This window comes from Qipengyuania sp. JC766 (assembly GCF_040717445.1).
Lineage (GTDB): Bacteria > Pseudomonadota > Alphaproteobacteria > Sphingomonadales > Sphingomonadaceae > JC766.
In genome coordinates this window covers 263,647-285,541 of sequence record NZ_JBFEFL010000001.1, presented here as the reverse complement: position 1 = coordinate 285,541, position 21,895 = coordinate 263,647, and the positions used below count along the sequence as shown (strand labels likewise).

At 66.6% G+C, this 21,895-nt stretch carries 20 protein-coding genes and 1 tRNA gene; 7 read left to right on the top strand and 14 right to left on the bottom strand.

Annotated elements, in window-relative coordinates; genetic code table 11:
- Positions 1–3: 3 nt before the first annotated feature.
- The 6 genes from AB1K63_RS01385 to AB1K63_RS01360 all read right to left on the bottom strand — a co-directional run bounded on the left by AB1K63_RS01385 (position 4) and on the right by AB1K63_RS01360 (position 6,907).
- Positions 4–1,104, bottom strand: coding sequence for a hypothetical protein (locus AB1K63_RS01385; RefSeq protein ID WP_366958110.1), 1,101 nt, complete (start codon positions 1,102–1,104; stop codon positions 4–6).
- Positions 1,083–1,769 carry a methyltransferase domain-containing protein gene (locus tag AB1K63_RS01380; RefSeq protein ID WP_366958109.1) on the bottom strand — a complete coding sequence of 229 codons (687 nt, stop codon included), beginning with the start codon at positions 1,767–1,769 and terminating at the stop codon, positions 1,083–1,085. The genes AB1K63_RS01385 and AB1K63_RS01380 overlap by 22 nt, the downstream gene beginning before the upstream one ends.
- Entirely contained in the window at positions 1,762–2,805 is a 1,044-nt protein-coding gene (locus AB1K63_RS01375) for a type III polyketide synthase (protein WP_366958108.1), read from the bottom strand. Before AB1K63_RS01375 ends, AB1K63_RS01380 begins: the two co-directional genes overlap by 8 nt.
- Positions 2,806–2,853: 48 nt before the next feature.
- Positions 2,854–3,741 carry a DMT family transporter gene (locus AB1K63_RS01370; RefSeq protein ID WP_366958107.1) on the bottom strand — a complete coding sequence of 296 codons (888 nt, stop codon included), beginning with the start codon at positions 3,739–3,741 and terminating at the stop codon, positions 2,854–2,856.
- A gap of 9 nt (positions 3,742–3,750) precedes the next feature.
- A complete protein-coding gene (locus AB1K63_RS01365) occupies positions 3,751–5,811 on the bottom strand; it encodes an NAD(+) synthase (RefSeq protein WP_366958106.1) in 2,061 nt (686 codons plus the stop codon).
- A 76-nt stretch (positions 5,812–5,887) separates the two neighbouring features.
- Positions 5,888–6,907, bottom strand: a complete 1,020-nt coding sequence (locus AB1K63_RS01360) for a DNA topoisomerase IB (RefSeq protein ID WP_366958104.1) — start codon at positions 6,905–6,907, stop codon at positions 5,888–5,890.
- Between the two features lie 89 nt (positions 6,908–6,996).
- Between AB1K63_RS01360 and yghU the strand changes: the two genes are divergently transcribed.
- Positions 6,997–7,866, top strand: coding sequence for a glutathione-dependent disulfide-bond oxidoreductase (yghU, locus tag AB1K63_RS01355; RefSeq protein WP_366958103.1), 870 nt, complete (start codon positions 6,997–6,999; stop codon positions 7,864–7,866).
- On the opposite strand, the gene argE is transcribed toward yghU, so the two are convergent.
- The gene (gene argE, locus AB1K63_RS01350; protein WP_366958102.1) at positions 7,863–9,014 is read right to left on the bottom strand and encodes an acetylornithine deacetylase; all 1,152 of its coding nucleotides are present in this window, start codon (positions 9,012–9,014) and stop codon (positions 7,863–7,865) included. The two genes, yghU and argE, sit on opposite strands and share 4 nt — an antisense overlap.
- 84 nt (positions 9,015–9,098) lie before the next feature.
- Here argE and AB1K63_RS01345 point away from each other — a divergent pair.
- Positions 9,099–9,173, top strand: a tRNA-Gln gene (locus AB1K63_RS01345).
- Positions 9,174–9,177: 4 nt separating this feature from the next.
- On the opposite strand, the gene AB1K63_RS01340 is transcribed toward AB1K63_RS01345, so the two are convergent.
- The 7 genes from AB1K63_RS01340 to AB1K63_RS01310 form a co-directional block, all read right to left on the bottom strand.
- On the bottom strand, positions 9,178–10,050 hold the full coding sequence (locus AB1K63_RS01340; RefSeq protein ID WP_366958101.1) for a DUF1499 domain-containing protein: 873 nt from the start codon (positions 10,048–10,050) through the stop codon (positions 9,178–9,180).
- Positions 10,051–10,090: 40 nt separating this feature from the next.
- Complete coding sequence (locus AB1K63_RS01335; RefSeq protein WP_366958100.1) at positions 10,091–10,768, bottom strand: TIGR02281 family clan AA aspartic protease; 678 nt, start codon at positions 10,766–10,768, stop codon at positions 10,091–10,093.
- Between the two features lie 285 nt (positions 10,769–11,053).
- Positions 11,054–12,016 carry an FAD-dependent oxidoreductase gene (locus AB1K63_RS01330; RefSeq protein WP_366958099.1) on the bottom strand — a complete coding sequence of 321 codons (963 nt, stop codon included), beginning with the start codon at positions 12,014–12,016 and terminating at the stop codon, positions 11,054–11,056.
- Between the two features lie 28 nt (positions 12,017–12,044).
- On the bottom strand, positions 12,045–13,031 hold the full coding sequence (gene egtD / locus AB1K63_RS01325) for an L-histidine N(alpha)-methyltransferase (protein WP_366958097.1): 987 nt from the start codon (positions 13,029–13,031) through the stop codon (positions 12,045–12,047).
- Positions 13,031–14,305 (bottom strand): ergothioneine biosynthesis protein EgtB, encoded by a 1,275-nt coding sequence (egtB, locus tag AB1K63_RS01320; protein WP_366958095.1) that lies wholly within the window; start codon positions 14,303–14,305, stop codon positions 13,031–13,033. The genes egtD and egtB overlap by 1 nt, the downstream gene beginning before the upstream one ends.
- Positions 14,306–14,384: 79 nt before the next feature.
- Complete coding sequence (locus tag AB1K63_RS01315) at positions 14,385–15,779, bottom strand: class II 3-deoxy-7-phosphoheptulonate synthase (RefSeq protein WP_366958094.1); 1,395 nt, start codon at positions 15,777–15,779, stop codon at positions 14,385–14,387.
- A 67-nt stretch (positions 15,780–15,846) separates the two neighbouring features.
- Entirely contained in the window at positions 15,847–18,834 is a 2,988-nt protein-coding gene (locus AB1K63_RS01310; RefSeq protein ID WP_366958093.1) for an insulinase family protein, read from the bottom strand.
- A gap of 97 nt (positions 18,835–18,931) precedes the next feature.
- Here AB1K63_RS01310 and AB1K63_RS01305 point away from each other — a divergent pair, with 97 nt between their 5' ends.
- From AB1K63_RS01305 to AB1K63_RS01285, 5 genes are all read left to right on the top strand, one after another.
- Positions 18,932–19,510, top strand: coding sequence for a NifU family protein (locus tag AB1K63_RS01305; RefSeq protein WP_366958092.1), 579 nt, complete (start codon positions 18,932–18,934; stop codon positions 19,508–19,510).
- Positions 19,511–19,556: 46 nt separating this feature from the next.
- Complete coding sequence (locus AB1K63_RS01300; RefSeq protein ID WP_366958090.1) at positions 19,557–20,165, top strand: malonic semialdehyde reductase; 609 nt, start codon at positions 19,557–19,559, stop codon at positions 20,163–20,165.
- Between the two features lie 48 nt (positions 20,166–20,213).
- A complete protein-coding gene (gene tsaB, locus AB1K63_RS01295; RefSeq protein WP_366958089.1) occupies positions 20,214–20,843 on the top strand; it encodes a tRNA (adenosine(37)-N6)-threonylcarbamoyltransferase complex dimerization subunit type 1 TsaB in 630 nt (209 codons plus the stop codon).
- Positions 20,840–21,295, top strand: coding sequence for a ribosomal protein S18-alanine N-acetyltransferase (rimI, locus tag AB1K63_RS01290; protein WP_366958088.1), 456 nt, complete (start codon positions 20,840–20,842; stop codon positions 21,293–21,295). The genes tsaB and rimI overlap by 4 nt, the downstream gene beginning before the upstream one ends.
- Before the next feature lie 149 nt (positions 21,296–21,444).
- Positions 21,445–21,885: a MucR family transcriptional regulator gene (locus AB1K63_RS01285; protein WP_366958087.1), complete on the top strand. Its 441-nt coding sequence runs from the start codon at positions 21,445–21,447 to the stop codon at positions 21,883–21,885.
- Positions 21,886–21,895 lie beyond the last annotated feature (10 nt).

Here is a 21,895-nt window from a genome sequence, read left to right as displayed (position 1 = left end):
CCGCTACTGCGCCGGTTGGGCGATGCGCGTGGTGCGCATCGCCCAATCCGCTGCTGCCGGCACTGCGGACAGGAATGCCAGCGCCCAGGGCGCGATTCGCGTGTTCTCCGCCGAATGCCAGATTCGCTCGGCACGCCGCACCGGCCCGGACGCGCGCCGGGCGAACTCTGCCTGGAATGTGGGCGCGCCGGTGCCTGCCAGATAGGCCTGAGCTCCCATGATGCCGCTGGCGATCGCGATGCTCATCCCCTCGCCCGCGAGCGAGGGAATGACCGCCGCCTGGTCACCGAGCCGGTAGATGCCGTCCTGCGTGTCCTCGGCAATCCAGCCATAGGGAACCGCGCCGATCGTATCGATCGCACCGTCCGAAGGCCTGTTCTCCATCCGCGCCGCGAAAACCGGATGCGTTTCGCACAGGACGTCCAGCAAGGCCACCGGACTGCCGCCCGCATCGTGCAGGCGGGACTTGCGCACGGCGAGGCAGACATTGGCGCTGCCGTCTTCCTGCAGCACGATGCCGGCATAGCCGCCGTCGAACAGGTGCAGTTCGATACGGTCGCCGACTTCGCGATCGAACCGCTTGCTCGCCGGCACCCGGACGCGCAGGCCGAGCGCCGGATCGGACGCGCTGCGTGGCCGCGACGATCCGCGTATGTCGTGCTTGCCCGTCGCCAGGAACAGGGCATCTCCCGTCCAGTCCTCGCACTCACCCATGACACGGCCCGGCGCAATCGTCCGCGCACGGTCGATTTCGAGTCCCGCTCCGGCATCCAGCGCCGCTCTGCGCAAGGCCGTATCGAATGCGCGGCGCGACAGGCCGTAGGCGGTGGCGGGAAGCCGAGTCTCCACCCGCTTCGACGCAGCGAAAAGCGCCAGCCGGTTCACCGGCCGCGCACCGAGCGATGCCAGGTCGACCCCCAACGTCCCGACCGTCTGCGCCGTCCGCCAGCTCATGAAGCCACCGCACAGCGCGTCGCCCACGATCTCGTCCCGGTCGATCAGCAGCGGCCGCGCGCCTTTCCGGCCCAGCGTGATCGCCGCCGCGCAGCCCGCGGGTCCCGCCCCGAGGATGATCGGCCGCGTCAGCGGATCTTCTCCACGCACAGGCGGAAGGGAAAGGCCCGCCGGACCTTCGCGCCCTCGATTGCGGCTTCGGCGAGGATCGGTGCCCATTCGGCCGGTCTGTAGGACCGAGCAATGCTCATGCGCCCATCGTGCCGGACGATGGGGTGCCAGCCCATCAGCCTTGCGAGCAGCGGATAGCCGGCATGGGCGAACCCGTGGCGGTGGAGGTCGTTGACGAACCAGCCGGTGGCGGCTTCCCGCTCCATGAAACGCAGGAAGGCGACCAGCTGGTCATGCGTCATGTGGTGTGCGACCAGGCTCGAGACGATCACGTCGAAGTCTTCGCCCGCCAAGTCGGCATAATCGCCAGTCCGGTACTCGATCGGCATGTCCGCAGGCGTGCTTTCGCGCGCGATCCTCTCGCTGCGGGAATTGAGATCGATCCCGACCAGGCGGAAACCGATGCTGCGCTTCATCGCCCAGTTCGCGACGGCACGCAGCATGTCTCCATCGCCGAAGCCCACGTCGAGCAGCGAGAAATGCGATCGGTCGCCGACCGCGCGGGCCAGAAAGTCCAGCGTCGGCCGGCGGGCCAGCGTCGCCGTATTGACCTTCGCAAGATCGTTCAGAACCTCGCGATAGGTCGCTTCCGGCAAGGCCGGATCGTCCATCATTTCCTCTGCGATGAGGCGGTTTTCAAGCATCGGTGTAGCCGAAGCGGAACCCCTCCATCGCGAGGCCGGGCCCGAAAGCCAGTGCGACGCCGCTTTCCGGCCTGTCGCGAAGGATGCGCTCCAGCACGAACATCAGCGTCGACGAACTCATATTGCCGAAATCGCGCAGCACCGCGCGCGAATGGTCGAGTGCGTGGGGATCGAGTTGCAGGCCGCGCTCCACCGCGTCGAGGATCGACCGCCCGCCGGCATGAACCGCGAACGCCTCCGGCCGCGCATCGCCGAGCACACGCTCGCGGACCGCATCCTGCGACAGTGCCGCGCCGATGCGCCCGGGCACTTCGCCCGACAAATGCATCTGGAACCCGGTGTCCCCGATATGCCAAGTGATGAGCGCGTCGCTCTCCTCCAGCGTGGCGGCGATCCCAAGACCCAAGGCAAGCCCCTCGCCCGAGCCCGTCACGACCGCCGCGGCGGCGCCGTCACCGAACTGCGCGCCTGCGAGCATCGGTTCGAGATCGACGTGATCCTGGTGATGGAGCGTGGAGAGCTCCACCGTCACCACCAGCACGCGAGCGTCCGGTTCGGACCGTACGATATGGCGCGCCGTACGCAGCGCCGTGACGGCAGCATAACAGCCCATGAAGCCGATCAGGACACGTTCCACATCGCCCGGCAGACCGAGCCGCCGCGCGATGATCTGGTCGATCCCCGGTGCCACGAAGCCGGTGCAGCTGGCCACCACGACATGCGTGATCTCGCCCAGTTCCGGAAGCTTGCCGATCGCCTTCAGGGCTAGTTCCGGAGCGCGTTCGGCATACATGCGCATCCGCTGCGCCGTGCCGGGCTGCTCCACGGCGCCGTACATGCCCCGCCCTTCGTGAAGCTTCGCGTCCTCTTCGGCCAGCACCGACCAGCGATGTTCGATTCCGGACCGTTCGGCCATGCGCCGGTACAGCTTCGCCTCCCGTCCGGTGCCGAGACGCTGTTCCGCCCAGATCCGGTAATCGGCTTCGAAATCGAGCTCGGGAACGGCTGTGGCGAGTTGGGTGATGCGGGCGGACATTGGGTCTTTCGGGCGGTGAGCCGAGGATATGCGCCCTTGGCGCATGGATTACAAACGCGGACGTACCAGAAAACGTTTCGACATCGCCTGCGAAGGACGCAGCACGATGATCGCCACGCCAAGGAGCGCGATGACGCCTCCTGCCAGCAGGCGCGGCCCGGCAGGGTCGCCCGTCAGCCAAATGCCGAGGATGACCGTGAACAGCGGGTGGAGCAGCGTGAAGGGCACCACCTCTTCCGCGGGATAGCGCTGGAACAGCCGGAAATAGGCGGTGTTCGCGCCGACCGAGACCACGATGGACGCAAACAGGAATATGCCCGCCGCGCCCAGCGGATCGACGGTGAGCGAAGCCCATTGCCCCGTTTCCGTGACGGCCGAAACCGGCGCGAGCAGGATCACGGAAGCGACCGCGGCCCAGGCCTGCAGGCGGATGGAATCGATCTCCAGCCGCTTCACGAAGACGGCGCCGAATGCCCCGATCAGGGCCGAAAGCGCGATCCAGCCGAGGCCGTCGAGGCTCTCCATCCCGCTTGGTGAAGACACCGCGATCGCCACGCCCACAAGTGTCAGCGCGATACCGCCGGCCCTGAACCACTTGATCCTTTCGCCCAGGATCAGGATGGCGAAGAAGACCGTCGCGGGCGCGCCGAGCAGGCTGACGATCCCGGCCGAAGATGGCGAGGCGGTCTGCAGGCCTACGAAGAGCAGGCCGAACGAGCCGCCGGTGATCGCAAGCCCGACGGCCAGCACCATCGGCAGGCGCTTGGGCAACGGGCGCAGCAGCGGCAACAGGGCCAGCATCACGATGGCGGAGCGGACCGCGGCGAGGAAGATCGGCGGCATGCCCAGATCCTCCACCGCAACCTTGCTCAGCACCACGTTCAGCGCCCAAGCGAGATTGAGCAGGAAGAGAAGCAGAATTACGCGTGGCGGCATCGGACAGGCTCAGTCGGCAGGCACGCCGTTCCGCAATTCGTCCAGCCACACCTGCGCCACCGCATCGCTCGGCGCGCGCCAGTCGCCGCGGGGGCTTAGCGCGCCGCCGCTCGATACTTTCGGACCGTTGGGCATGGCACTGCGCTTGAACTGGCTGAACTGGAAGAACCGCCACAGGAATTTCTCCAGCCAGCTTCGTATCGTCCCAAGCTCGTATTGCTGCTTGCGGTCTTCGGGAAAATCGACCGGCCAGACGCCTTTGCTCGCATCCTTCCATGCGTGCCAGGCCAGGAACGCGACATGGCTGGGCCGGTGACCCGTGCGCGCGATGTGGTGGAGGAAGAAGTCGTTCAACTCGTACGGACCGATCGTGCCTTCCGTGCTCTGGATTGCGCCGTCCTCCCCTTCCGGGATGAGTTCGGGGCTGATCTCCGTATCGAGGATGTCTTCCAGCGCCTCGTCGCAGGCCTTGTCGAACTGGTCGGTCTTCTCCGCCCAGCGGATCAGGTACTGGATGAGCGTCTTGGGGACGCCGGAATTGACGCCGTAATGGCTCATCTGGTCGCCGACACCATAGGTGCACCAGCCGAGCGCAAGCTCCGACAGGTCGCCGGTCCCGACGACGAAACCCTTGTGATGGGTCGCGAGCCGGAACAGGTAATCGGTCCGCAAGCCCGCCTGCACGTTTTCGAAAGTGGTATCGTAGACGGGTTCGCCGTCGGCATAGGGGTGGCCGATATCCTCCAGCATGCGCTGGGCTGCCGGCTTGATGTCGATTTCTTTTGCGGTGATCCGTGTCGCCCGCATCAGCTTCCAGGCGTTCTCGTAAGTGCGATCGGATGTGCCGAAGCCCGGGATCGTGTAGCCGCGAATGGTCTCCCGCGGCAGGCCGAGCCGGTCGCACGCCTTGGCGCAGATCAGCAGGGCATGGGTGCTGTCGATGCCCCCCGAAACGCCGAGGACGAGCGATTTCGCCTCGGTCGCCTGCATCCGGCGGATGAGCCCGTCGACCTGGATGTTGAAAGCCTCGTAGCAATCCTCGTCCAGCGTCTCGGGATTGCCGGGTACGAAGGGAAACCGGCGGATCTTGCGCATCAGCCCGATATCGCCTCCGCTGTAGGCATGGTCGAAGCGGATGGTACGGTACCAGTCCTCGGGCCGGCCTTCGTGTTCGGCCGCGTCGGCGAAGGTCCCGTTGCGCAGCCGCTCACCCAGGATCCGCTGCGTATCGATGTCTGTCACGCACAGCTCCGCCTCGCGGTCGAAGCGCACGCTTTCGGCCATGAGATCGCCGAGCTCGTAGATCACGCCCTGCCCGTCCCAGGCGAGATCGGTCGTGCTTTCGCCGTGACCGCTGGCGGAATAGAGATAGGCGCACATCGACCGGCTGGACATGCTGCGGCAGTGCAGGTGGCGATCCTCTGCCCGTCCGATCGTGATGGGGCTGGCGGAAAGGTTGCACAGGATAGTCGCCCCGGCGAGCGCGGCCATGGCCCCGGGCGGACGCGGAGCCCAGAAATCCTCGCAGATTTCCATCCCGAAAGTGAAGCCGGACAGGTTGCTGGCCGAGAATACCAGATCCGTGCCGAACGGAACGCTTTCCCCGTTCACTTCGATGTCCAACCCCACGCAGTTGCGACCGTGGGAGAACCAGCGCTTCTCGTAGAACTCGCGGTAATTGGGCAGGAAGCTTTTCGGCACCGCGCCAAGCAGCCGGCCATGACCGATGGAGAGCGCGCAATTGTAGATCTTCCCGTTGCGGCGCAGCGGGGCGCCGACGATCAGGACCGACCGCAGATTGTGACTGGCTTCGACGATTTGTCCGATCCCCGCCTCGACCGCATCGAGGAGCGCCGCCTGCATGTGCAGATCGTCGATCGCGTAGCTGGAGATGCACAGTTCGGGATACAGCAACAGGTCGACGTCGCATTCCTGCGCACGCTTCGCTTCGGCGATTATGCCTTCGACATTATGCGTGACGTCCGCCGGGCGGACTCTGGGCGTGCAGGTCGCCACACGGACGAAGCCGTGCGTGTGCATGTCGAAAAACGGGTGGGACAAGTCGCTCATCGGCGGCAGCGCTCCTTCTGGGTGCCTGCCCGCCCTAGCTTGCGAGATGCCGGGCAGCAATGCGCGTGGCGGGCCCTCAGGCGGCGAGCAGTTCCTCGGCGGCCGGTGCGGATTCGAGCAGGTCGAGCAAGCCGCGTTCCTTGCGGGTCAGGTACTTGGTCGCGCGCGGGAGTTGCAGGTCCGCACGCCAGGCCTTCCATTCGCCATGGGACAACACGTCGATCACGGCGGGATGGACGTAGCTCTTGCGCACGACCGCGGGCGTATTGCCGAGCTTGCCGGCCACTTCCTCGAGCAGGGCCGAGATGGTCGGGCATTCCTTCGCTTCCGCAAGGAGTGAAAAGCCCAGCACGCTGGCGTGCCAGGTGCGGAAGTTCTTGGCGGAGAATTCCTCGCCCATCGTCTCGCGCAGGTAGGCGTTGACGTCGCCGCTGCAGATCGGACGGCGTTGCCCTTCGGGATCGATATACTGGAAAAGGTGCTGCCCCGGGACGTCGCGGGCGTCCTGCACCGCGCTGGCAAGCAGCGGATCGCGGAGCGTCAGGTCCTGCTGCTTCCCGCCCTTGCCCTTGAACCGGATATGGACTTCGCTTCCGGTAATCTGCGCGTGCCGGTCGCGTAGCGTGGTCGCGCCGAAGCTCTTGTTGCGCTGCGCGTACATCTGGTTGCCGATGCGCACGAAGCCCATGTCCAACAACCGCACGACGGCCGCCAGAACGCGCTCGCGCGTCGGCCGGTCGCCTTCGATATCTTCCTCCACCCGCTTGCGCATCAGGGGTAGAAGTTCCCCGAATGCCTGGCAGCGGTCGAATTTCTCGCCTTCCCGCATGGCGCGGAAATCGGGGTGGTACCGGTACTGCTTGCGCCCCTTGTCGTCATACCCCGTCGCCAGGATGTGACCGTTGGGCGCGGGACAGAACCAGGCATCGGAATAGGCCGGCGGCAGGGCGATCGCATTCAGCCGCTGGCGTTCCTTCGCGTCCCGGATGAGTTCGCCTTTCGGGCCGTAATAGGCCCAGCCCTTCCCTGCGCCTTTCCGGGTAATCCCGGGAAGGCTGTCATCGACATAGATGAGGGTATCGGACTGCGACGCCATGTCGCTCCAAATCCCTCCGCCTGCCTTGCGGTTCCCGGCCCATGCCCCCAACTCGGATCGCACCCGTCCGCTTGAACAGGAGCCCCCCGATGACCGATCCGACCTACACGCCGCCCGAAGTCTGGAGCCACGATGCGGAGAACGGGGGCAGGTTCGCGAATATCAACCGGCCGACATCGGGCGCGCGCGAGGACCGGGAGCTTCCGGCAGGACGCCATCCGCTCCAGCTTCACTCGCTCGCGACGCCGAACGGGGTGAAGGCGGGCATCATGCTGGAGGAACTCCTCGAAGCGGGCTTCCCGGCGGAATACGATGCCTACACGGTCGATATCGGCGAAGGGGAGCAGTTCACCAGCGGCTTCGTCGCCATCAATCCCAATTCCAAGATTCCCGCCCTCGTCGATCGCACCGGCGAGGCACCGATCCGCGTGTTCGAAAGCGGCGCGATCCTCCTCTACCTCGCGGAGAAATTCGGCGCCTTCCAGAACGATACCCCGGCCGGCCGCGCGGAGATGCTCAGCTGGCTGTTCTGGCAGGTCGGCAGCGCCCCGTTCATCGGTGGCGGCTTCGGCCACTTCTACGCCTACGCGCCCGAGAAGTACGAATACCCCATCAACCGCTACGCCATGGAAACCAAGCGCCTGTTCGACGTGGCAGACAAGCGCCTGGGTGAAAGCCGCTTCCTGGCGGGCGACCAGTACACCATCGCCGATATCGCGACCTTCCCCTGGCTCGCGCCGTTCGTCGAAGGCAACATCTACAACGATGCCCGGACATTCCTCTCGATCGAGGAATATACGAACGTCGCGCGCTGGGTCGACGAGATCGGCGCCCGCCCCGGCGTCAAGCGCGGGCGCATCGTCAACAAGACCTGGGGCGACGAGGCTTCGCAATTGCGCGAACGCCATTCCGCATCGGACTTCGAGGGCAAACTGCTGGAACCCAGCCCGCCGTCCTAGGCGAGCTGTTCGGCCAGCCGTTCCATGAACCGCACGCCCTTCTCCATTTCGGAAAGGGCGATCCACTCGTCCGGCTGATGCGCCTGCGTGATCGAGCCCGGTCCGCAGATGACGGTGGGGAAGCCTGCCTGCTGGAACTGCCCGCCCTCCGCCGCGAAAGCGACCTGCGCGGTGTCAGCGTTCTCGCCGGTCAACAGTCGCACGAACGCCACTGCGTCGTCGCTCCCTGCCGGGGTCATCGGCGGCGTACCGGCATGTTGCTCCATCCGGATACCGCAATGCGGGAACCGCGCTCTCATCGCGGCGTCGATCGTTCGGCAGCGGTCCCGGAACGGCGCCAGGATTTCCTCGGGGTCCTCGTTCGGCGGGCAGCGCAGGTCGAACACGAAGCGCGCGTGGCCCGCCAGTATATTCGACGCTTCGCCGCCTTCCATGATGCCGACGGTGAGCGTGGCCTGCGGCGGATCGAAGCCGTTCTCCGCATCCGCCCGATCGCGCAGCGTCTCGGCATGGCGCGCCAGCTCGGCCATCAGTTCGATCGCGATCATGTTGGCGGACAGACCCTGGTCGACCAGCGAACTGTGCGCCTCCTGCCCGCGCACCATGACTTCGAAGACGCTGATACCCTTGTGGCCGGTCACGATCCGCATCTCGCTCGGCTCTCCCACGATGGCGCAGCGCGGCGCCGGGATCCGCTGCGCCATTCGCGCGATCATGGCGGGTGCGCCCTTGCAGCCGACTTCCTCGTCATAGCTTATCGCGAGGTGCACCGGCCTGGCCCCGCTCGCGAACCGTGGCACGAATGCGAGCGCCAGGGCGAGGAAGCCCTTCATGTCGCACGTGCCCCGACCGTAGAGCCGCCCGTCCGCCTCGCGCAGGGTCCAGGGGTCGGCGCTCCAGTCCTGCCCTTCCACCGGGACGACATCGCTGTGCCCCGAGAGGATCACGCCGTCCTCCACCGAAGGCCCGCAGGTGGCGAAAAGGTTGGCCTTGGCACCGGTTTCGTCGGGCACCCTGGTGGCGGACACGCCATGATCGGCGAGGTATCGCTCGACCCATTCGATCAGCGCCAGGTTGCTCCGGTGCGACGTGGTGTCAAAAGCTATCAGCGTCCGGAGGATGGATCGGGCGGTCGCGAAATCGGTCATGCGCCCGGGATGCTACGCCCGCGAGCCTCTGGCAAGCCACCCCTTCCCATTGCCGGAGAGCGCGTTATATGGGCGCGCACCTGCTGGGGTGTAGCCAAGTGGTAAGGCATCGGTTTTTGGTACCGACATTCGCAGGTTCGATCCCTGCCACCCCAGCCAATCCCTACTCTTCGGCGTCTTCTTCGCTGCCGTCCTCGACGATGAGCGTGCGGCCCGGCTCCATGCCGATGGTCGGATCGCCCAGCCGGTCCGCCAAGGCGGCCCGCAGGTCGGCGATGCGCTGGGCGTTGACGCCAAGGTCGCTCAGGCCGAGCCGCGAGGTGGAGCGGAAATCCACCTCGACCCTGCCTTCTCCGGCCGGGCGAACGCGGGCGACCACATCATCGCGGAAGCCGTACCAGAAGAGTTCGTCCGTACCCTCTATGGTGCCGGCCGCGTCGTCGCGCGTCACGTCGTCGAAGCCGCGCATCTCCATCGCGGCCTCGATCGCGTCGAGCGCGCTTTCTGTGTCCGCTTCGTAGATGCCTGTCGCGAGGTCCGGATAGCCGGTCCGGATCAGCTCGCCGCCGGTCTCGCCAATCTCGCTGCCTTCCCATTTCTCCAGCTGCCCGAGCGGGGTGTCGAACACCATCAGCTCGTTCGCGCCGTCCGCCTCTCGCCGGTCGATCATGGCGGCGGAATAGGCCGGGGGATCGGCTGGATCGGTGGTGAGGTCGTAGATGCGCGGGACCGATTCGGCCTGGCTGCGCAGGGCCGAGAAGCCGCCCATCACCACCAGCGGCACGAGGATGGCGATCAGGGCCATCCACCAACCGCGCCGCGGCTTAACCAGCAGCGAGACGAGCAGCGCCACCACGCCCAGCGCGCCAATGCCCATGGCGAGCAGCGGCCCCATGGTCGCGGTCATCGTGCCGAAGCCGAAGAGCTTGGGCCACCAGCCCCACTTGGCGCCGAGCGAGGCGACCAAGAACCAGAGCGGCAGTAGGATGGCGAGGACCAGCGCGATGCGCGGCAGCAGGGCAGCGAGGCGTTTCATGGGACCGACATGCCAAGCGGCGGCCGGCGCGACAAGCGCGTTAATCCCCGCTCCACTCCACCGCGGGCTGCGGATTGTTGGGGACGAGGATCATCGTGTTGTCCTCCACCCGCCAGCTCTTGAGCCGCGAGAGCAGGTTCATTCCGATCACGTTGGTATCGCCCAACGCCGGGGTGGTGACCGCATCCAGCCCGCGCGCGGCCACGTTGCCGAAGCGCAGTTCGTCGATCGAGGCGAGCTCGGCGCTGATAGTGCCGTTGGCGGTATTGAGCCGCACGGGCAGGCCGCCGCGCCGCACCTGCAGGTTGGCGCGGCGTGCCACGTCGTCCGACACGGCGGTCAGCGTGGCGCCGGTATCGACCATGAAGTTGACCGGTACGCCGTTCACTTCCGCCTGCAGCCAGAAGTGCCCGTCCCGGCCGAGCGGGATGCGCGTTTCCCCGCCTTCGACGACCTGTTCGGGCAAGCCCATCTGCGGCACCGCGACATCCAGCCGCGGGTCGAGCCGCGCGACCTGCGCCACCACCACCAGCAGGATGCCGCCGAGGACGAAGGTGCTGCCGGTGCGGATGAAGTGGCCGAAGGGCACGCGATAGCGTACCATGACCGCGCCGAGGATCCCGGCGAACACGGCCGCGAAGGTCGCGATCAGCAGGCCCGATTGCGGGGTGCTTGCAATCACCTGCCAGGCGTTCCCGAAGAGCTGAGAGACATCCACCCGGTCGATATAGGACGCCCCGCCATTACCGCCAATGAACGACGCGACATGGACCGCGAAACCGGGCCCGAGAAATCCGTGACCTTGCGAATTTCACATGGAAAAGCAGCAGTTTGCGGCGCGAACTTCGAACGCGAATGTGGCCTTTGGCTTCCGCCCAAGGTCACACGGATCGTGCCCTTCGTTTCACCGTTTGCGGACCGGGAATGATTCAAGCCCATGCGCCGTCCTAACCCGGCGGCGTCCCTGTAGGACAGGATTTTCGGCAGTCCCCCTCGCGCCGGTTCAGGCGCCGCCCGCCATCGCCCGTCCCAGCGACAGGCCGGAGCGGAACGCGCCTTCGACCTTGGGGGCCACCAGCCAGTCCCCGCAGACCCCGATGCCGGCATCCGCGTCAAGCAGGTATCCCGGCCCGTCGACCGGGTCCGCCTTGGCGTAGCGCCAGCGGTGGGCGGTGGCGTATTCGGGCACGACCGGGGCCGCCCCCAGCTCCTCGAAAAAGGCAGCCACCATGAGGTTGGCCATCTCTTCCCTGTCCAGTTCCAGGTGCCTGAGCGAGTAACCGGCGGACGCGTGCACCACCCAGCTCTCGCCGCCCGACCGGCCCGGCTTCGCCCCGTCGCGCGCGGCCCAGGCGATCCGGGCATCGTCCCCGCTCCGGTGCGTATCCGCGTCGATCGGCAGGCGCTGCGCGAAGGCGGCCATCAGGGCCCAGCACGGATCGGATTGCGACGAGCCCGCGACTTGGGCGAATTCCGGCGCGGCTTCCTGCAACAGTTCCGCTGCCTGTTCGGCCGGAACCGCGACCACAACGGCGTCGAACGCGGCACCCTCGCCATCCACGACCACTTGCCAGCCATCGCCATCGCGTTCGATCCGCTCCGCCCGTGCGCCCCAGCGCACGTCGAGCCCGACGGCCTGTGCCCGCACCACCTCGTTCATGGCAGGCGTGCCGACATACAAATCGTCGTCCGCGGCGTCGCTGGCCGCATCCCAGCGTGCCGCCGCACCGCCTTGCGTCCAGTGCCGGACCTGTTCGGCGAATTCGGGACTTTCGGCGGTGAAGAATTGCGCCCCGTGATCGAAGCGCAGCATGCCCTTGTCGGTCTCGACCCGGCGCGAAGCCATCCGCCCGCCCGGCCCGCGCCCCTTGTCGAACAATACGACGGAGCGCCCCGCGTCATGCAAGGCGCGCGCGCACGTCAGCCCGGCCATCCCGGCCCCGATGATCGCGGTCTTTCGTGTCATCGCCATCGTGCCGGCCGAGGGACGCGCGTCAGGGCGCGCTGCGCGGGACGGTCGCTTCGGCGAGGACCACGCTAAAGCGTTCTTCCTTGTCCAGCCAGCGCCGCACCGGGGTCCAGCCGCCTGCCAGCAGCAGCAGATTAGCGCTGCGTCGGTGGAACTTGTGGCTGTTTTCGGTGTGGATCGTCTCGCCCTTCGCCATCTCGAACCGCTGTCCGGCGACTTCGAAAGCGATGTCCTCCTGCGCTTCGAGATGCATCTCGACCCGCGCGAAATCGTCGTTCCAGTGGGCCAGGTGACGCAGGGAATCGACCGGGATCGTGCCGTCCAGCTCGCGGTTGATGCGCCGCGCGAGGTTGAGGTTGAACTCCGCAGTCACGCCCTTCGCATCGTCATAGGCCGCTTCCAGCACGGCCCGGTCCTTGATGAGGTCCATCCCGATCAGCAGGTGCGAGCCTTCGCCCAGCGTCTGGCGCATGGTGCGCAGCAGGTCGGTCGCCGTGCGCGGGACCATGTTGCCGATGGTGGAGCCGGGGAAGAAGCCGAGCTTGGGCATTCCCTCAACCGCTTCGGGCAACTTCACTTCGCGCATGAAGTCCGCTTCCACCGGGTGGACGGGGAGGTCAGGGAATTTTTCCGCAAGGTCCGCCGCCGCGGCACGCAAGAAATCGCCGGCAATGTCGAGCGGGACATAGGCCGCCGGGTCGATCGCCTTCAGCAGGAGCGGCGTCTTGACCGAACTGCCGCTGCCGAATTCGACCACCGCGCGGCCCGGGCCGATGGCAGCGGCGAATTCTTCCCCGCGATCGGACAGGATCTGCGTTTCCGCGCGGGTCGGGTAATATTCCTCGACCTGCGTGATGTCCTCGAACAATTGCGATCCGGCATCGTCGTACAGCCAGCGCGCCGGCAGCGCCTTTTGCTTTTGCGACAGGCCCTCCAGCACATCGGCGCGAAAGGCGCGATCGATCCCCCGCTCGTCGAGATCGACAAGCGCAAGCCCCTGTGAATTTGCCATCAGATGTCCTTTGCCAGGCGCAGTCCGGTGAACTGCCACCGCTGGTGCGGATAGAAGAAGTTGCGGTAGGCGAGCCGCGAATGGCCGCGCACGGTGGCGCAGCTGGCGCCGCGCAGCACGAACTGGCCGCTCATGAACTTGCCGTTGTATTCGCCGACCGCGCCTTCCGCGATCCGGAACCGCGGATAGGGCAGATACGCGCTGCGCGTGAACTGCCAGCAATCGCCGAACAGGCCGGGCCGCCCTTCGGGCACGAGATGCGCGGTATCGTCCAGCTGGTTGCCGCCCGCCGGATCGTGCGCGGGCGCTGCGTCCTCGTGCTGGCCGCGCGCGACCGCTTCCCATTCGAATTCGGTCGGCAGCCGATGGCCGGCCCAGGTGGCGAAGGCATCCGCCTCGAAATAGGAGATATGCGTGACGGGCGCGTCGCGGTCGCGCTCCTGCCAGCCGTAATGGGTGAAATGATGCCCGGCCCGGTCACCCGTGCCCCAGTAGAGCGGCGCGGCGATGCGGTTTTCCTGCACCCACGTCCAGCCGTCCGACAGCCAGTGGCGTGCTTCCGCATAGCCGCTATCGTCGATGAAATCCTGCCATTCGCCATTGGTCACCAGCCTGTCGGCCAGCGCGAAGGGTTCCAGCAATACGCGGTGGCGCGGCCCTTCGTTGTCGTAGGCGAAGCCGTCTTCCTGGTGGCCGATGCGGGCGATGCCGCCGGGATGCTCCGTCCAGTCCTGCGCCATGGCTTCGCCGGTGCGGCCCTGCGCCTCGCGCGCGAACATGGCCGGACCCAGCGGGTTCTGGAACAGGGCGTGCTTGATATCCGTCAGCAGCAATTCCTGGTGCTGCTGCTCGTGCGCGATGCCGAGGTCGATCAGCGGCGCGAGCTCCGGATCGTCCATCAGCGGCCGGATGGCGGCGTCCACATGGGTGCGCCAGTCGCACACCTGAGCCAGCGTCGGGCGCGTGATCATGCCACGGCGCGCGCGGGCGTGGCGGTCCCCTTCGGCCTCGTAATAGGAATTGAAGAGGAAAGGATAATCCTCGTGGAACAGGCGATAGCCGTCCAGGTGATCGCGCAGCAGGAAGGTTTCCCAGAACCACGTCGTATGCGCCAGGTGCCACTTGGCGGGCGAGGCGTCTTCCATGGACTGGATGGTCGCGTCCGCGTCGCTCAGCGGTTCGACGAGCCGCTCGCTCAGCGCGCGGGTCGCGCGGTAACGATCGGCACGGTCGCCCTGGCAGGCACGTGGCAGGCTGGCAGTCGAAGTCGGCAAGGCGCTCTCCCCTCGTGCAGTCAACGCACTGTGGGGGAGTTAGGTTTCTAAATAAACCCGGCGCTGCAAAATAAGCCGGTCAGGCGGCGTCGGCCTGGCGTTGCCCGCCCTTCTGCTCCGCCTCGCCCGCCAGCATGTCCGCGATCAGGAACGCCAGTTCCAGCGACTGCGCGTTGTTGAGGCGCGGGTCGCAATGGGTGTGGTACCGGTCGCCCAGCCGTTCGTCCGTGATGGCGACGGCGCCGCCGGTACACTCGGTCACGTCTTGGCCGGTCATCTCGATATGGATGCCGCCGGCATGGGTGCCTTCCGCGCGGTGGACCGCGAACACGCTGCGCACTTCGGAAAGGATCCGGTCGAAGGGCCGCGTCTTGAAGCCGCTGTCCGACTTGACGACGTTGCCATGCATCGGGTCGCAGCTCCACACCACCGGATGGCCTTCGCGCGTGACGGCGCGGACCAGCGGCGGCAGGCCCTGCTCTACCTTGTCGTGCCCGAAGCGGCTGATGAGCGTGATGCGCCCCGGCTCGCGCGCGGGGTTCAGTTCGTCGAGCAGCTTCAGCAGCACGTCGGGCGCAAGGCTCGGCCCGCATTTGACGCCCAGCGGATTGCCGATGCCGCGGGCGAATTCGACATGGGCGCTGCCTTCGAACCGGGTGCGATCGCCGATCCAGACCATGTGTGCGCTGGTGTCGTACCAGTCGCCTGTCAGTGAATCCTGCCGGGTCAGCGCCTGCTCGTATGGCAGCAGCAGCGCCTCGTGACTGGTGTAGAAGCTGGTGCCCTGCAGTTGCGGCACGGTGGCGGGATCGACGCCGCACGCTTCCATGAAGTCCAGCGCCTCGCCGATGCGATCGGCGGTCTGCGCGAAGCGTTCGGCCCACGGGCTGCGGCCCATGAAATCGAGCGTCCACTGGTGGACTTGCCGCAGGTTGGCATAGCCGCCGCCGGCAAAGGCGCGCAGCAGGTTGAGCGTGGCCGCGGCCTGCGAATAGGCACGCACCATGCGTTCCGGATCGTTGCGACGGGTTTCGGGCGTGAACTCGATCCCGTTGACATTGTCCCCGAAATAGCTGGGCAGCGTGACGTCGCCGATCGTCTCGGTCGCGGAACTGCGCGGCTTGGCGAACTGGCCCGCCATCCGGCCGACCTTCACCACCGGCATCTTGCCGGCGAAGGTGAGGACGACCGCCATCTGCAGGATTACGCGGAAGGTGTCGCGGATGTTGTTCGGGTGGAACTCGGCGAAACTTTCCGCGCAGTCGCCGCCCTGCAGGAGGAACGCGTCGCCCGCGGCGACCTCGGCCAGGTCCGCCTTCAGCGCACGCGCCTCGCCCGCGAATACGAGCGGCGGATAGCTGCGCAGCGTCTGCTCCGCCTGCGCCAGCGCGGCCGCGTCTTCATACTCCGGCAGGTGCCGCGCTTCGCGGTCCCGCCAGCTTTCCGGGGTCCATTCCTGTTTCACGCCCGGCATCCAACAGCAAACGGTGCCCGTTCGCAACTGCAATGTGCTTGGCCCCTGCCAAGCGGGGCTTCGCGGCTCAGCGGGTCGCGAGTTCCGGTTCCTGCGCCGTGGCCGCTGCGCCCAGCGTCTCGCCTTCCGGCAGGACCGCCAGGCGGAAGCCGCCGGTCAGGTACTTGGCCGCCAGCTGCTGCATCCGCTGCGGGGTCGTGACCGAGTAGTCGGACAGGATGCCCCGCGTCGCTTCGGCCCGCCGCTGGTCGGTGGACGCGCCTTCCAACTGCCACAGCCAGAAGCCGTTGCCGCTGGACGCGCGCTGGATCAGCTGGCCGAGCGGTTCGGTCGCGCGCTGCAGTTCCTCGGCCGTGGGCGGCGTGGTCGCCAGTTCCTGCGCGATCGATTCCGCCGCCGCGAAGAAGGCGGACACCTGGTCCGGCGGGACCTGTGCCAGCGCAGTGATCGTGCCGCCCGCCGCGACGTCGCGCGGCCAGTTGGAGAACACCGCGGGCGAATAGCTCGCCCCCGCCCGCTCGCGCATCGCGTCGAACAGGCGGTTCTGGAAGATCTCGGTCAGGATATCGAGCTGGCGCGATTCGCGGATCGAGGCGATGCCCCCGCCCGTGTTCCAGATCACCCCGGCCGCCGCCTGGTCGGCATCGCCGCTATGGCGCACCACGGTCGGCGCGGCACCCGGCGCCACCGTGCCCGGCTTGCGATTGGCGATCTCTTCGGGAAGCGGGCTGCGCTGGGGCAGCGCGCCGATGGTCCGGCGCAGCGTCTCGATCGTGGCGTCGCGGTCGAACTCGCCGAAGATCAGCACTTCGACCGGCCCCTGCTGCAGCACCTCGCTCCACACCTCGCGGAAGCCCTCCGCCGTCGCCGCTTCCAGCTGCGCCGGCGTGGCCGAGGCGTAGCGCGGGTCCTCGCCCGCCGAATAGAAGGGCAGGTCGCGCTGGAGGATACCCGCGGGATTGGTGGAGAAGCTCTGGTAGCCGATCGACTGCAGCGCGATGGCGCGGCGCACGGGGTTCGGGTCCCAGTTGGGATCGCCCAGCTTCGCCGCGAACAGGTAGAGCTGGTCGTCGAGATCCTGACGGCGGGTCTGCGCGGTCAGGGTGAACACGCCCTCCTCCACCGCGAAGTCGAGGCCGAATTTGCGGCCCGTGGCCAGACGGTCGATCTCTTCCGCGCCGAACTCGCCGAAGCCCGAACTGACGAGAGCGATCTCGCCCAGCTCGATATAGGGCGCGGTTTCGGCGGTGAAGGCCCGTCGGCCCGCGCCGAAGCGCATCTTGACCGCGATCCGGCCCGGCTCGAAATTGTTGCTCCACAGGAGCGCGCTCGTGCCGTTGGAGAAAGTCACCCGCTCGACATCGCGCAGGCCGGCATAGTTGAAGATGCCCAGGTTCTCGGCCGAAACCACCGTTCCGGGCGTGCCGATCGGCGGCAGGTCGTCGAACGCGATGTCCTGCGCGGCCAGCCGCACGTCGGACGACGCCTCGGCAGGCGCGAGCAGCGCGGTGCGCACGGCAGGCTCGCTCGCCTCGTCCGCATCGGGCGTCACGTAGGTCGCGCGAATGACGTCGCCATCGAAAAGCTCGCGCGTCTTCGAGAGGATCTTTTCCGGCGTCATTCGCGTGGCGGCACTGCGCAGCACGTCGAGGAAGATGCGCGGGTAGCCGACGGTTTCGCGGATATCGACGGCATAGGCGAGATTGTCCGCCTGCGTCGCGGCGGCTTCCACCTCGGCCTGCTCGAGGCTGTTCTCGTAGGCGACGTCGATTTCCGAGACTTCGCGCGCGATTTCCTCTTCCGTCGGCGGCGTCTCCAGCGCGTCGGCGATTACGCCGCGCACATCGTCGAGCGCAGCCTGCCAGTCGCTGTCGAGCGGCGTGAAGCTGACCAGCGTCAGGTTGGCCGAGCGGCTGACCGCTTCTTCCGAAACGCCCGCGACCACGAACGATCCGCCGGCACGCGCACGCGCTTCAAGGCGACGATTGATGAGAGCCTGCGCGACATAGCCGATCTGGCGTTCCTCGTTCATCAGGATCGTATCGTCCTGCTGGCGCCACGGACGCATGTAGGCGTAAGTGAACCGGCGCGGCAGGTTGGGCTCCGCGATCACCGCGACCTCGCCCACCGGATTGGCTTCGGTAACGCCGGCGGGCGGCACCGGATCGCCGAAATCGGGCGCATCGACTGTTTCGCCCGGGACGTCCCAGTCACCGAAATACTTCTCGATCATGGACGCAAGCAGGTTGCGGTCGAAATCGCCGGCCACCGCGACCACCGTCTTTTCGGGCCGATACCAGCGCTCGTGGAACGCCTCCAGCGCCGGGCCGGTCGCCGCGCGCAGGGTTTCTTCCGTGCCGATCGGCAGGCGCTCGGCCAGCCGCTGGCCGGCGAACAGCGTCTCGCGCTCCTGCTCGGCAACCCGCCGCGCCGGGCCTGCGCTCTCGCGCTTTTCGGCGAGCACGATCGGCACTTCGGCATCGACATTCGCCTGGCTCAGCACCGGCTGGCGGATCATGCCGGACAGCAGCTTGAAGCTTTCCTCAAGCTTGGCGGGCGTCGCACCGGGCAGGTCCAGCTTGTAGAGCGTGTGCGTCGGGCTCGTCTCGGCATTGGTGTCGTTGCCGAAGCTCGCGCCGAGGCGCTGCCAGGTCGGGATCGCCTGCGCCGGGCCGAGATACTGGCTTTCCCGGAACAGCAGGTGCTCAAGCAAGTGGGCGTAACCGCGTTCGGAATCTTCCTCGTGCAGCGAACCGGCGTCGATCCGGATGCGGATGGACACCTGGTCCGGTGGGACGCCATTGGTGCGCGTGGCGTAGCGAAGGCCGTTGTCGATTTCCCCGAACAGCCATTCCCGGTCCACGGGAATGTCGCTGCCCTCGTACATCCAGGGCGTTTCCGTTTCGGGCTGCGCGAATTCGGGTTCCGGCGCCGGCGCCTGGGTCGGGTAGACGAGCGGCGGAACCGTGCTGTCCTGTGCCGCCAGCGGGGCCGCGAACAGGGGCAGGGAAAGAAGAAACGCGAAAGGCCGGACGGCGCGCGGGGTCGATATCATGCCCGTCCTATAGGGGGCCGGGCCATGAAGGCGAAGTGAATATCCCGAAAGCTTTGCTGCCTTGCTGGACCGGGGCACCCTGCCTACATCGACCGGCATGTTCATAGAGACCGAAACCACGCCCAATCCCGCCGCTCTGAAGTTCCTGCCCGGACGGCAGGTGATGCCGTCCGGCACACGCGAATTCGCCACGCCCGAAGAGGCGGAGGCCAGTCCGCTGGCGCAGGCCATCTTCGACACCGGCGAAGTGGTGAACGTGTTCTTCGGCGGCGATTTCGTCAGCGTGACTGCCGCGCCGGGTGTCGACTGGTCGGTCCTCAAACCGCAGGTCCTGGCCGTCCTGCTGGACCATTTCGTGTCCGAGGCACCCTTGTTCGCGGGCGGCACCGCGGCCGGCATAGCGGTACCGGCGGAAGACGCGATGCTGGTCGAGGAAGATCCGGCCGATGCGGACATCGTCACCCAGATCAACGAACTGCTCGAAACGCGCGTACGCCCGGCGGTGGCCGGGGACGGGGGCGACATCGCCTATCGCGGGTTCAAGGACGGGATCGTCTACCTGACGCTTCAGGGTGCGTGTTCGGGCTGCCCGTCCTCCACCGCCACGCTCAAGCACGGCATCGAAGGCCTGTTGAAACATTATGTGCCGGAGGTCGTTGAGGTCCGCGCAGCCTGAGTTTCGCCGGGCTGAGATTCCAGTCAGCCTGACGAAAGGGACTTCGATGACGAAGCAGTTTCACGACCACGTGCTGTCCGACGACGCGCTGGACCAGTTGTTCAACGAAGCGCGCAGCTACAATGGCTGGCACGACAAGCCGGTCAGCAAGGACCAGATCAGGCGCATCTACGATCTCCTGAAAATGGGGCCGACTTCGGCCAACATGCAGCCCGCCCGCTTCATCTGGTGCCATTCGCAGGAGAGCAAGGACCGGCTGGCGCAGTTTGCGTCGGACGCGAACAAGGAAAAGGTCAGGACCGCGCCGGTCTGCGTCATCATCGGCTTCGACATCGATTTCCACGAGGAACTGCCTTGGCTGTTCCCCCACACCGACGCGAAGAGCTGGTTCGAGGGCGACGAGGACGGCCGGCGCGAAGGCGCGGCGCGCAATTCCGCGCTACAGGGGGCTTACCTGATGCTGGCCGCGCGGTCGCTCGGCCTCGATTGCGGTCCGATGTCGGGCGTGGACCTGGACAAGGTGACGGAAGAATTCTTCGCCGACGATCCCAGAGTCAAGGCCGACTGGATCTGCTCGATCGGCTATGGCGATGCCGAAACGATCTTCGATCGCAGTCCACGCCCTGACTTCGACAAGTTCAACACCATCGCATGATCCACGCCGCGGCTTGATGCCGCGCGCAGGCTGGGGCAAGCGCGCGCCATGCGCGTGCTTGCCATAGAAACAGCCAGCGAAGCCTGCTCGGTCGCCCTCTTCGAAGATGACGGCCGGGAGTGCATCGGCCACCGCCACGAGATCCTAGGGCGCGGCCATGCGGAGCGTCTGGTGCCGATGATCGCGGAACTGCCGGATCGCGGACGCGCCGGCCGGATCTGCGTTTCCCTCGGTCCGGGAAGCTTCACCGGCGTGCGCATCGGGATCGCCGCGGCGCGCGCGCTGGCGCTCGCCTGGCGGACCGAGATTGCCGGGTATCCCACCCTCGCCCTCGTCGCGGCGCAGGGAATGCGTGACCATGGCGGCCCGGTCAGCGTGTGCATGGAAGGCGGGCATTCGCAGTGGTTCGTCCAGAATTTCGACGAGTACGGACATCCGCAGGACGATGTGCGCAGCCTGCCCCGCGCGGACGCCGCCGGCGCCGCGCGGCACCCGGTCGTGGTGGGCAGCCGGGCTGGTGCGCTCGCGGCGATGTCCGCCGCCGATCGAACCGCAACCGACATGCTCCCCGATGCGCGAAGCGTCCCCCTCCTTTCCGAAGCGCTCATGTCCGGAACGATCGCGCCCGTGTACGGACGCGCGCCCGATGCGAAGCCACAGGGCAGCCCGAAGCCGTGACCGACGATCTGGACCGTATCATGGCGATCATGGAAGCGGCCTTCGATCCCGAGTGGAACGAGGCGTGGACCCGCAAGCAGGTTTCGGACTCGTTGGCGTTTACCAATACGCATTACCGTCTGGTCGATGCCGACAGAGCCATTCCTGCCCGTGGCGAGGCGGTCGGGTTCTCGCTCGTCCGCGCGGTCGCGGACGAAGAGGAACTGCTCCTGATCGCGGTCGATCCCGCGATGCGCGGGCGGGGCCTGGGACGCGCGCTGATCGAGGATGCGCTGCAGCAGGCACGGCAACGCGGATCGGCAAAACTCTTCCTCGAAATGCGGGACAACAATCCCGCTCAATCACTCTATAGAAATTGCCAGTTCGAACCGATCGGACGTCGCAGGGAATATTATCGGACAAGATCAGGCCCCAAACGCGATGCCATTACATTTGCGAGGACTATCGACTGATCAGGTTTGGTTAACGTGTCGCCCGGTTTTCTGCGGTTTTTCCACTATTGACGCTTGCTCCCCCGGACGAAGGGTGCGAATGGCGGAAACGGTTGCATCCGACATCCCCCATCTTTGGGATGCCGCCGAAAATCTAATTCGAGGAATTAATGGAAGAATTCGAACACGACATGAGCGAAATGCTCATCACCCTCACGTCGGACATCGTCGAATCCTACGTCCGCAACAATACGGTCGCCGTCGAGGACGTTCCGCAGCTTATCCAGTCGGTGCATGGCGCGCTCGCTGGCCTCGGCCAGCAGTCCGAGCCCGAGGAAGAGCGTCCCGAGCCTGCCGTGTCCGTTCGCGCTTCCGTGAAGCCCGACTACATCGTGTGCCTGGAAGACGGCAAGAAGCTGAAAATGCTCAAGCGCTATCTTCGCACCAATTACGACATGACCCCCGAAGAATATCGCGCGCGCTGGGACCTGCCGAGCGATTACCCGATGGTCGCCCCGAACTACGCCGAAAAGCGCCGCACGCTGGCCAAGGAAATCGGCCTCGGCCGCAAGCCCGGCCAGAAGCGCGGACGCCGCAAGGCCGGCGAGTGAACACCGGCCG

Excerpts from the sequence above, each read along its gene's own strand:
- AB1K63_RS01330 (WP_366958099.1), bottom strand. The coding sequence starts at position 12,016 with ATGACACGAAAGACCGCGATCATCGGGGCCGGGATGGCCGGGCTGACG.
- argE (WP_366958102.1), bottom strand. The coding sequence starts at position 9,014 with ATGACCGATTTCGCGACCGCCCGATCCATCCTCCGGACGCTGATAGCT.
- AB1K63_RS01360 (WP_366958104.1), bottom strand. The coding sequence starts at position 6,907 with ATGGCGTCGCAGTCCGATACCCTCATCTATGTCGATGACAGCCTTCCC.
- AB1K63_RS01300 (WP_366958090.1), top strand. The coding sequence starts at position 19,557 with ATGACGAAGCAGTTTCACGACCACGTGCTGTCCGACGACGCGCTGGAC.
- yghU (WP_366958103.1), top strand. The coding sequence starts at position 6,997 with ATGACCGATCCGACCTACACGCCGCCCGAAGTCTGGAGCCACGATGCG.
- AB1K63_RS01310 (WP_366958093.1), bottom strand. The coding sequence starts at position 18,834 with ATGATATCGACCCCGCGCGCCGTCCGGCCTTTCGCGTTTCTTCTTTCC.
- AB1K63_RS01285 (WP_366958087.1), top strand. The coding sequence starts at position 21,445 with ATGGAAGAATTCGAACACGACATGAGCGAAATGCTCATCACCCTCACG.
- AB1K63_RS01340 (WP_366958101.1), bottom strand. The coding sequence starts at position 10,050 with ATGAAACGCCTCGCTGCCCTGCTGCCGCGCATCGCGCTGGTCCTCGCC.
- tsaB (WP_366958089.1), top strand. The coding sequence starts at position 20,214 with ATGCGCGTGCTTGCCATAGAAACAGCCAGCGAAGCCTGCTCGGTCGCC.
- AB1K63_RS01370 (WP_366958107.1), bottom strand. The coding sequence starts at position 3,741 with ATGCCGCCACGCGTAATTCTGCTTCTCTTCCTGCTCAATCTCGCTTGG.
- AB1K63_RS01375 (WP_366958108.1), bottom strand. The coding sequence starts at position 2,805 with ATGTCCGCCCGCATCACCCAACTCGCCACAGCCGTTCCCGAGCTCGAT.
- AB1K63_RS01380 (WP_366958109.1), bottom strand. The coding sequence starts at position 1,769 with ATGCTTGAAAACCGCCTCATCGCAGAGGAAATGATGGACGATCCGGCC.
- AB1K63_RS01315 (WP_366958094.1), bottom strand. The coding sequence starts at position 15,779 with ATGCCGGGCGTGAAACAGGAATGGACCCCGGAAAGCTGGCGGGACCGC.
- AB1K63_RS01365 (WP_366958106.1), bottom strand. The coding sequence starts at position 5,811 with ATGAGCGACTTGTCCCACCCGTTTTTCGACATGCACACGCACGGCTTC.
- AB1K63_RS01305 (WP_366958092.1), top strand. The coding sequence starts at position 18,932 with ATGTTCATAGAGACCGAAACCACGCCCAATCCCGCCGCTCTGAAGTTC.
- egtD (WP_366958097.1), bottom strand. The coding sequence starts at position 13,031 with ATGGCAAATTCACAGGGGCTTGCGCTTGTCGATCTCGACGAGCGGGGG.